A 6,661-nucleotide genomic window follows, 5' to 3' on the forward strand; every position below is an offset into this window, starting at 1 on the left:
CCGGGCGCGCCCGGCGCGGTCAACAGGCTCCGCACGATCCGCCCCTTCGTCGCCTTGTTGAAGTGGCTGACGACCTTCCGGGTCGGCGCGTGCAGCACCCGTACGGTCGCCGTCCGCCCCGCGACCTCGCCCTTCGGCTTCCAGGCCGCCGCATACGCCGAGGACCGCAGATCCAGCACCAGCCCGCTCCCCGCGACCTCGGGCAGCACGGCCGCCATCGGCGCCCGCCAGTGCGCGCCCAGCGCCCCGAGCCCGGGCAGCCGTACCCCCATCGAGCAGCGGTAGGTCGGAATGCGGTCCGTCACGCGGACCGCGCCCCACAGCCCGGAGAACACCAGCAGCGAGCGCGCGGCGCGCTTCTTCGCGGCGGTGTCCAGCGAGGCCAGGTCGAGGGCGTCGTAGAGGACACCCGTGTAGATCTCCCCGGCGGGTCGCGCGCCCGCGGTCCGCAGGTCGACGTTCTTGGCGATCTCGCCGCGCAGTCCCTCGCTCAGGCCGAGCACCTCGCGTGCCTTGTCCTCGTCGGCCGCGCACAGGTCGACGAGTTCGTCGAGGACGGCCGCGCGGGCGTCGGCGAGGCCCGGCAGCGAGAGCGACTCCGGCTTGAGCGGGGCACCGCGGCCGGCGGAGGCCTTGCCCTCGGAGGGCGGCAGCAGGACGAGCACGGTGGTTTTCTCCTTACGGTGGGTGCTGCGCCAGCGTAAAGGGTGCGGGCCCGCGGATTGTGCCTACGCTCGTGTCATGCCCAGCCGCCGCATCCGGGTGACCGGCACCCCCGAAGCCCCGCTCCGCGCCGCCCTCACGGCCCTGCGCACCGAACTCGGCGTCCCCGAGACCTTCCGCCCGGAGGTCCTGGCGGAGGCGGAACGGGCGGCGAAGGCCCCCGCGCCGGCCGAGCGCGAGGACACGACCGACATCCCCTTCCTCACCATCGACCCGCCCACGTCCATGGACCTGGACCAGGCGATGCACCTGTCCCGCAGGGGGACCGGTTTCCGGGTCCGGTACGCCATCGCCGACGTCGCCGCCTTCGTCGCCCCCGGCGGGGCGCTGGACGCGGAGGCCCACCGCCGCGTGACCACCCTCTACTTCCCCGACGAGAAGACCCCGCTGCACCCGCCCCTGCTGAGCGAGGGCGCCGCGAGCCTGCTGCCGGACACGACCCGGCCGGCGGTGCTGTGGACGATCGACCTGGACGCGGACGGCCGTACGGTCGCCGTGGACGTCCGCCGCGCCCTGGTCCGCAGCCGGGCCAAACTCGACTACGCGACCGCGCAGCGGCTGATCGACGCGGGCACCGCGGAGGAGCCGCTCGCGCTGCTCAAGGACATCGGCGAGGCGCGCGAACGGCTGGAGGTCGAGCGCGGGGGCATCTCCCTCAACGTGCCCGAGCAGGAGATCGTCGAGCACGACCACACCTACGAACTCGCCTACCGCGCCCCGCTCCCCGCCGACGGCTGGAACGCCCAGATCTCCCTCCTCACCGGCATGGCCGCCGCCGACCTGATGCTCAAGCACGGCACGGGCGTCCTGCGCACCCTGCCCGCCGCCCCGGACGGCGCGGTCGGCCGCCTCCACCGCACAGCCCACGCCCTGCACATCGACTGGCCGCACCACGTGTCGTACGCGCAGCTGATCCGCTCCCTCGACCCGCACCTCCCGCACCACGCGGCCTTCCTCCAGGAGTGCACGACCCTGCTCCGCGGCGCGGGCTACACGGTCTTCCGCGACGGCAACCTCCCCGCCGTCACCACCCACGCGGCCGTCGCCGCCCCCTACACCCACTGCACAGCCCCGCTACGACGCCTCGTCGACCGCTACGCCGCCGAACTCTGCCTCGCTCCCGACGCCCCGCCCGCCTGGGTCCTGGCCGGCCTAGACGCCCTCCCCAAACAGATGGCCGACGGCACCCGCCTGGCGGGCACCGTCGAGCGCGAGTGCGTCGACATCGTCGAGGCCGCGCTGCTGAAAGACCGCGTGGGCGACTTGTTCGACGGCTACGTGGTGGACGTCGAGGAGCGTCAACCGACCGTGGGAAAGGTCCAGTTGGACACCCCGGCCGTCGTCGCCCGCCTCGAAGGCGGTACCACCCCACTCCCGTTGGGCGAACGCCTGCGCGTCCGCCTCACCCAGGCGGACCCGGGAACGTCGAAGGTACGCTTCGCGCCCGCCTGACCGCTTCCACGAGAGTCTCTACGACGCGGTCGGCGTCGTCGGCGTGGAAGTGGACGGTGCGGACCTCCCGTTGGCGGCCGAGGAACGTGAAGTGGGTGAGCGGCTCGGCGAGTTGGAGGGTGATGGAAGTGCGGAAGCCGACGGGGAGGTCGAGTTCGCCGTCGGACCGGCGCCGGGCCACCCGCAACTCGCCCTCGGCGGAGGCGATATGACCCAGCGGGACGATCACGTCGGCGCGGACGGCCCGCCGGAGCCGTAGATCACGCGTGTCCAGCAGGTGCGGGCGGGCGAGCGAGGACGCGTGCAGGGCGGCGACGGACGCGACCGCGCAGACGCCCAGGACCGGCACCAGTTCGTGGAGCACCGGCCAGTGCCGCAGCAGCACCGACATGGTGAGTGTCTCCAGCGCGCACGCGAGCGCCGACCCGGCCACCAGGGCCCGTCCGCGCCCGCGCATACCCGAACACCCGCCCGCCGCCTGCCCAGTTGGTCCTCATGGGGTCAGTGCAGATGCTGCCGCCGCGTCAGTGTCAAGCGCCAAGCGGCGCGCCGAACCACAGCCGCAGCGCGTCCGCCGGATCGTCCTTCGTGCCGTCCGGGTCCGCCGCCCACGCGGTGATTCCGTCCGGGCGCACCAACAGCCCGGCCAGTTCCGGGTGTTGGGGGCAGGTGGTGGTGAGGACGTCCACCACACCCTCGTAACCGGCCGCACGGGCCCGGAGTTCGGGGTCGTCCGTGAGGTCGAGGAGGAGGGCGCGGCCGGTGTGGAGGTGGTCGCCGAGGCGGGTGCCGTCGGCGAGTTCGAGGTCGGGGGCGCTGCGACCGGTCAGCGGATGGGCGCCGGGGAGGTCGTAGTGCTGCCAGGCGCCGGAGATCCGCCGGACGAAGTACGTGGTGCCGTCGACCGTCCCCGCGAGGTCGCTGATCACCCCGCGCAGGGCACGGGCGTGCGCGTCGGGGCGCATCACCGCGATCTGGGCGCGGGTCCAGTCCAGCACCCAGGCGCCGATCGGATGCCGTTCCGCCGTGTAGGTGTCGAGGAGTTCGGCGGGCGCCCGGCCGCTGACCACCAGGGCGAGCTTCCAGCCGAGGTTCATCGCGTCCCCGACACCGAGGTTGAGCCCCTGCCCGCCGAACGGCGAGTGCACATGCGCCGCGTCGCCCGCGAGCAGCACCCGGCCCGAGCGATAGGTCTCCGCCTGACGGCAGTTGTCGGTGAACCGGGTCGCCGTGTGCAGCTTGTGCACGGTGACGTCGACGCCGGTCACCCGACGCACACTGGCCTGCAACTCCTCGGTGGTGAGCGGGGATTGACGGTCGGCGGGCGGCCCGTCGAACTCGATGCTCACGATCCGTCCGGGCATCGGGCCGTACGTGTACATCCCCGCGTCGGTGGCGTTCCAGCCGTTCCGCAGTCCTTCCGTCCCGGTCAGGTCGGCGATCGCCTGGTAGCCGGTGATCTCCGGTGCGGTGCCCGGGAACGGAACCCCGGCGAGCTTGCGCACGAGGCTGCGGCCGCCGTCGCAGCCGACCAGCCAGCCGGTGCGGACGGACTGCGGCGCGGAGTCATCGGTGCGTGTGAGGTGGACGGTCACGCCCTCCTCGTCGGTGTCGAAGCCGGTCAACTCGACCTGCCTGCGCACCTCTACGCCGAGTTCGGCGGCCCGTCGGCCGAGCAGCCGCTCCAGCGGGGCCTGCGGGACGAACCGTCCGACCTCGCCGGGCGGACCGACCTCCGCGAAGGCGGGGTCCGACGCGTCGAGGAGATCGGCGCGCAGGGTGATCCCGGCGAAGTGGCCGGCCGACTTCGGCGGCGGGGCGGTCCCGTCACCGCGGGTCTGCGTCCGCAGGAACTCCTTCATACCGTTCGCCGTCTCCTCCTGGACCTCGGTCAGCGCGGGCAGCAGCCCCCGCCGGTAGAGGGCGACGGCGGTGAGGGTGTTGATGCCGCCCGCCTTGACGGTCTCGTCCACCTCGGCCAGCCGCTCCGCGACCAGCACCCGCGCCCCGCCGAGCCGCAGCTCACAGGCGAGCAGCAGCCCGATGGGCCCGGCGCCGGCGATGACGACGTCGTAGTCCCCGTGCATGTCCATGTTCGTGTCGGTACTCATGGGTAGATTGTAGTCACTAAAAAATTATGTTGGCTACACTGTTCCCGTGAGTGAGAACGAGAGCGGGTATGGGAACGCGGCCGAGCTGCCGCTGAGGGAGCGCAAGAAGCGGGCCACGCGGCAGCGGATCTCGAACGTCGCCTCGGCGCTGTTCCGGGAGCGCGGCTTCGAGCAGGTGTCGGTGGCGGAGGTCGCACGGGCCGCCGAGGTGTCGACGATGACCGTCTTCAACTACTTCCCGCGCAAGGAGGACCTGTTCCTCGACCGCATCCCGGAGGCCGTCGAGGTGTTCAGCGGGGCCGTACGCCACCGCGCCCCCGACGAGACCCCGCTCGCCGCGCTCCGCCGCCTCGCCCTCGAACTCCTCGACCGGCGCCACCCGTTGGCCGGCCCCGACCGCGGATTCCCCGACTTCTGGGAGGTCGTGGCCGACTCGCCCGCCCTGCGCGCCCGGGGCCGCGAGGCGCTGGAGGAGATCGAGAACGCCCTCGCCGAGAGCATCGCGGAGACGGCCCCGGACACCCTGGACCCCGCCCTGACCGCGGCCCTGACCGTCGCCGCGTACCGCACGGTCTACGTCACCACCGCGCGCCGCGTGTTCGCGGGGGAGCCGGCGGAGAGCCTGGTGGACGACCACCGGGCGCGGGTGTGCGCGGCCTTCGACGCGTTGGAACGGGCGCTCACCCCGGCATGACACACGGCCCCGGCGCGTTGCACCCTGTGGAGGAAAGGGGGTGCGGCCGGTGGGCGCACGTGAGCAGGCACTGTGGACGAGGGCGAGACTGGGCCCCTGCGGCCCGCCCCTCGACCTCCTGACGGCCAGCTTCGACCGGCATGTCTACGCCCCGCACGCGCACGCCGAGTTCACCATCGGCGTCTGCGTCGGCGGCGCGGAACTCATCGACTACCGCGGCGGCCACATCCGCACCGGCCCGGGCTCCATCGTCGTACTCGAGCCCGGGGAAATGCACACCGGCGGCCCGGGCAGCACCACCGACGGCTACGCCTACCGGGCCCTCTACGCGGACCCGGCACTCCTCACGGACGGCATCCTCGGCACGGGCGTCCCGCACTTCCGCGAACCCCTCCTCGACGACGCCGAACTGGCCGTTGCCCTGCGCACGGCGCACACCCAACTCAGCGTCTGCCCGGACCCGTTGGAGGCGGAGTCCCGCCTCCCGTGGCTCCTGACGGCCCTCGCGCGCCGCCACTCCACGTCCCGCCCGGCACCGGACCTGACCGTGGGCGCGGCCTGGGTGGCACACGCCGTACGGGACCGCCTCGCCGACGAACTGCTGACCCCGCCGTCGCTAGCGTCCCTGGCGGCGGACTTCGGCCTGTCCCGCTACCAGCTCCTGCGGGCCTTCCGTACGACGATGGGGATCCCGCCGTACGCCTGGCTCGCCCAGCACCGGGTGACGAGGGCCCGCTGCCTGCTTGAGGCGGGCGGGCGCCCCGCCGAGGTGGCGGTCCAGGTGGGCTTCGCCGACCAGGCGCATCTGACGCGGTGGTTCCGGCGGGTGCTGGGGGTGACACCGGCGGCGTACCGCAACAGCGTTCAAGACGGCGGGCGCTGACCGGTCCGACACTCGCCGTATGACTGCACGCGGCTGGTTCCTGTTCTCCCTGATGGGAGTGGTGTGGGGCATCCCCTACCTGATGATCAAGGTGGCGGTGGACGCCCCGCTGTCCCCGTCCATGGTCGTCTTCACCCGCTGCGCCCTGGGCGCCGTAATCCTGCTCCCATTCGCCCTACGACAGGGCGGCCTGACCCGTGTGGTCCGCTCGCACTGGCGCCCGATGCTGGCTTTCGCGTGCATAGAGATCATCGTCCCGTGGTTCACGCTGACGGACGCGGAACGCCACCTGTCCAGCTCTACGGCGGGCCTGCTGATCGCGGGCGTCCCGATCGTCGGCGTGCTGATGGCGCGCTTCTTCGGCGCCACGGAGCGCTTGGGCGCCCGGCGGATGGCGGGCCTGGGTCTTGGCCTGGCCGGGGTCACGGTCCTCACGGTCCCGCATCTGACGGGCGGCGACGCGCGCTCGCTGGCGGAGGTGCTGCTGACGGTGCTCGGCTATGCGACGGCGCCGCTGATCGCGGCCCGCTACCTGAAGGACGTCCCGACGCTCCAACTGACCGCCCCCTGCCTGGCGTTGGCGGCGCTCGTCTACGCCCCGGCGGCAGCTCTGACCTGGCCGTCCTCGGTCCCGTCGCCCCAGGTCCTGGCGTCCCTCGCCGGCCTGGGAGTGATCTGCACGGCGGTGGCGTTCGTGGCGTTCCTGGAACTGATCAAGGAGGTCGGCCCGACGCGGTCGACGGTGATCACGTACGTCAACCCGGCGGTGGCGGTGGCGGCGGGGGCGTTGTTCCTGGG

7 protein-coding genes are annotated in these 6,661 nt (G+C 72.9%); 4 read left to right on the top strand and 3 right to left on the bottom strand.

The genetic code is table 11. The features are described from left to right. On the bottom strand, window positions 1-665 hold a 665-nt coding region (gene yaaA, locus JHN63_RS45585; protein WP_200691021.1), incomplete at its 3' end, for a peroxide stress protein YaaA. A gap of 76 nt (window positions 666-741) precedes the next feature. On the opposite strand from yaaA, the gene JHN63_RS45590 reads away from it, so the two are divergent. Continuing rightward, window positions 742-2,175, top strand: coding sequence for an RNB domain-containing ribonuclease (locus JHN63_RS45590; protein ID WP_200691022.1), 1,434 nt, complete (start codon window positions 742-744; stop codon window positions 2,173-2,175). On the opposite strand, the gene JHN63_RS45595 is transcribed toward JHN63_RS45590, so the two are convergent. Further along, window positions 2,126-2,632 (bottom strand): hypothetical protein, encoded by a 507-nt coding sequence (locus JHN63_RS45595; RefSeq protein ID WP_234478685.1) that lies wholly within the window; start codon window positions 2,630-2,632, stop codon window positions 2,126-2,128. The two genes, JHN63_RS45590 and JHN63_RS45595, sit on opposite strands and share 50 nt — an antisense overlap. 73 nt (window positions 2,633-2,705) lie before the next feature. Next, on the bottom strand, window positions 2,706-4,286 hold the full coding sequence (locus tag JHN63_RS45600) for an FAD-dependent monooxygenase (protein ID WP_234478686.1): 1,581 nt from the start codon (window positions 4,284-4,286) through the stop codon (window positions 2,706-2,708). 46 nt (window positions 4,287-4,332) lie between these two features. Here JHN63_RS45600 and JHN63_RS45605 point away from each other — a divergent pair, with 46 nt between their 5' ends. The 3 genes from JHN63_RS45605 to JHN63_RS45615 all read left to right on the top strand — a co-directional run. Continuing rightward, on the top strand, window positions 4,333-4,980 hold the full coding sequence (locus tag JHN63_RS45605; RefSeq protein ID WP_200691023.1) for a TetR/AcrR family transcriptional regulator: 648 nt from the start codon (window positions 4,333-4,335) through the stop codon (window positions 4,978-4,980). A gap of 49 nt (window positions 4,981-5,029) precedes the next feature. Continuing rightward, window positions 5,030-5,863, top strand: a complete 834-nt coding sequence (locus JHN63_RS45610) for an AraC family transcriptional regulator (RefSeq protein ID WP_200691024.1) — start codon at window positions 5,030-5,032, stop codon at window positions 5,861-5,863. Between the two features lie 19 nt (window positions 5,864-5,882). Continuing rightward, window positions 5,883-6,661, top strand: a 779-nt coding sequence (locus tag JHN63_RS45615; RefSeq protein WP_200691025.1) for a DMT family transporter, incomplete at its 3' end; no start/stop codon positions are given.

The sequence above is a fragment of the Streptomyces sp. MBT65 genome (assembly GCF_016612545.1).
In the GTDB taxonomy this organism is placed as follows: domain Bacteria; phylum Actinomycetota; class Actinomycetes; order Streptomycetales; family Streptomycetaceae; genus Streptomyces.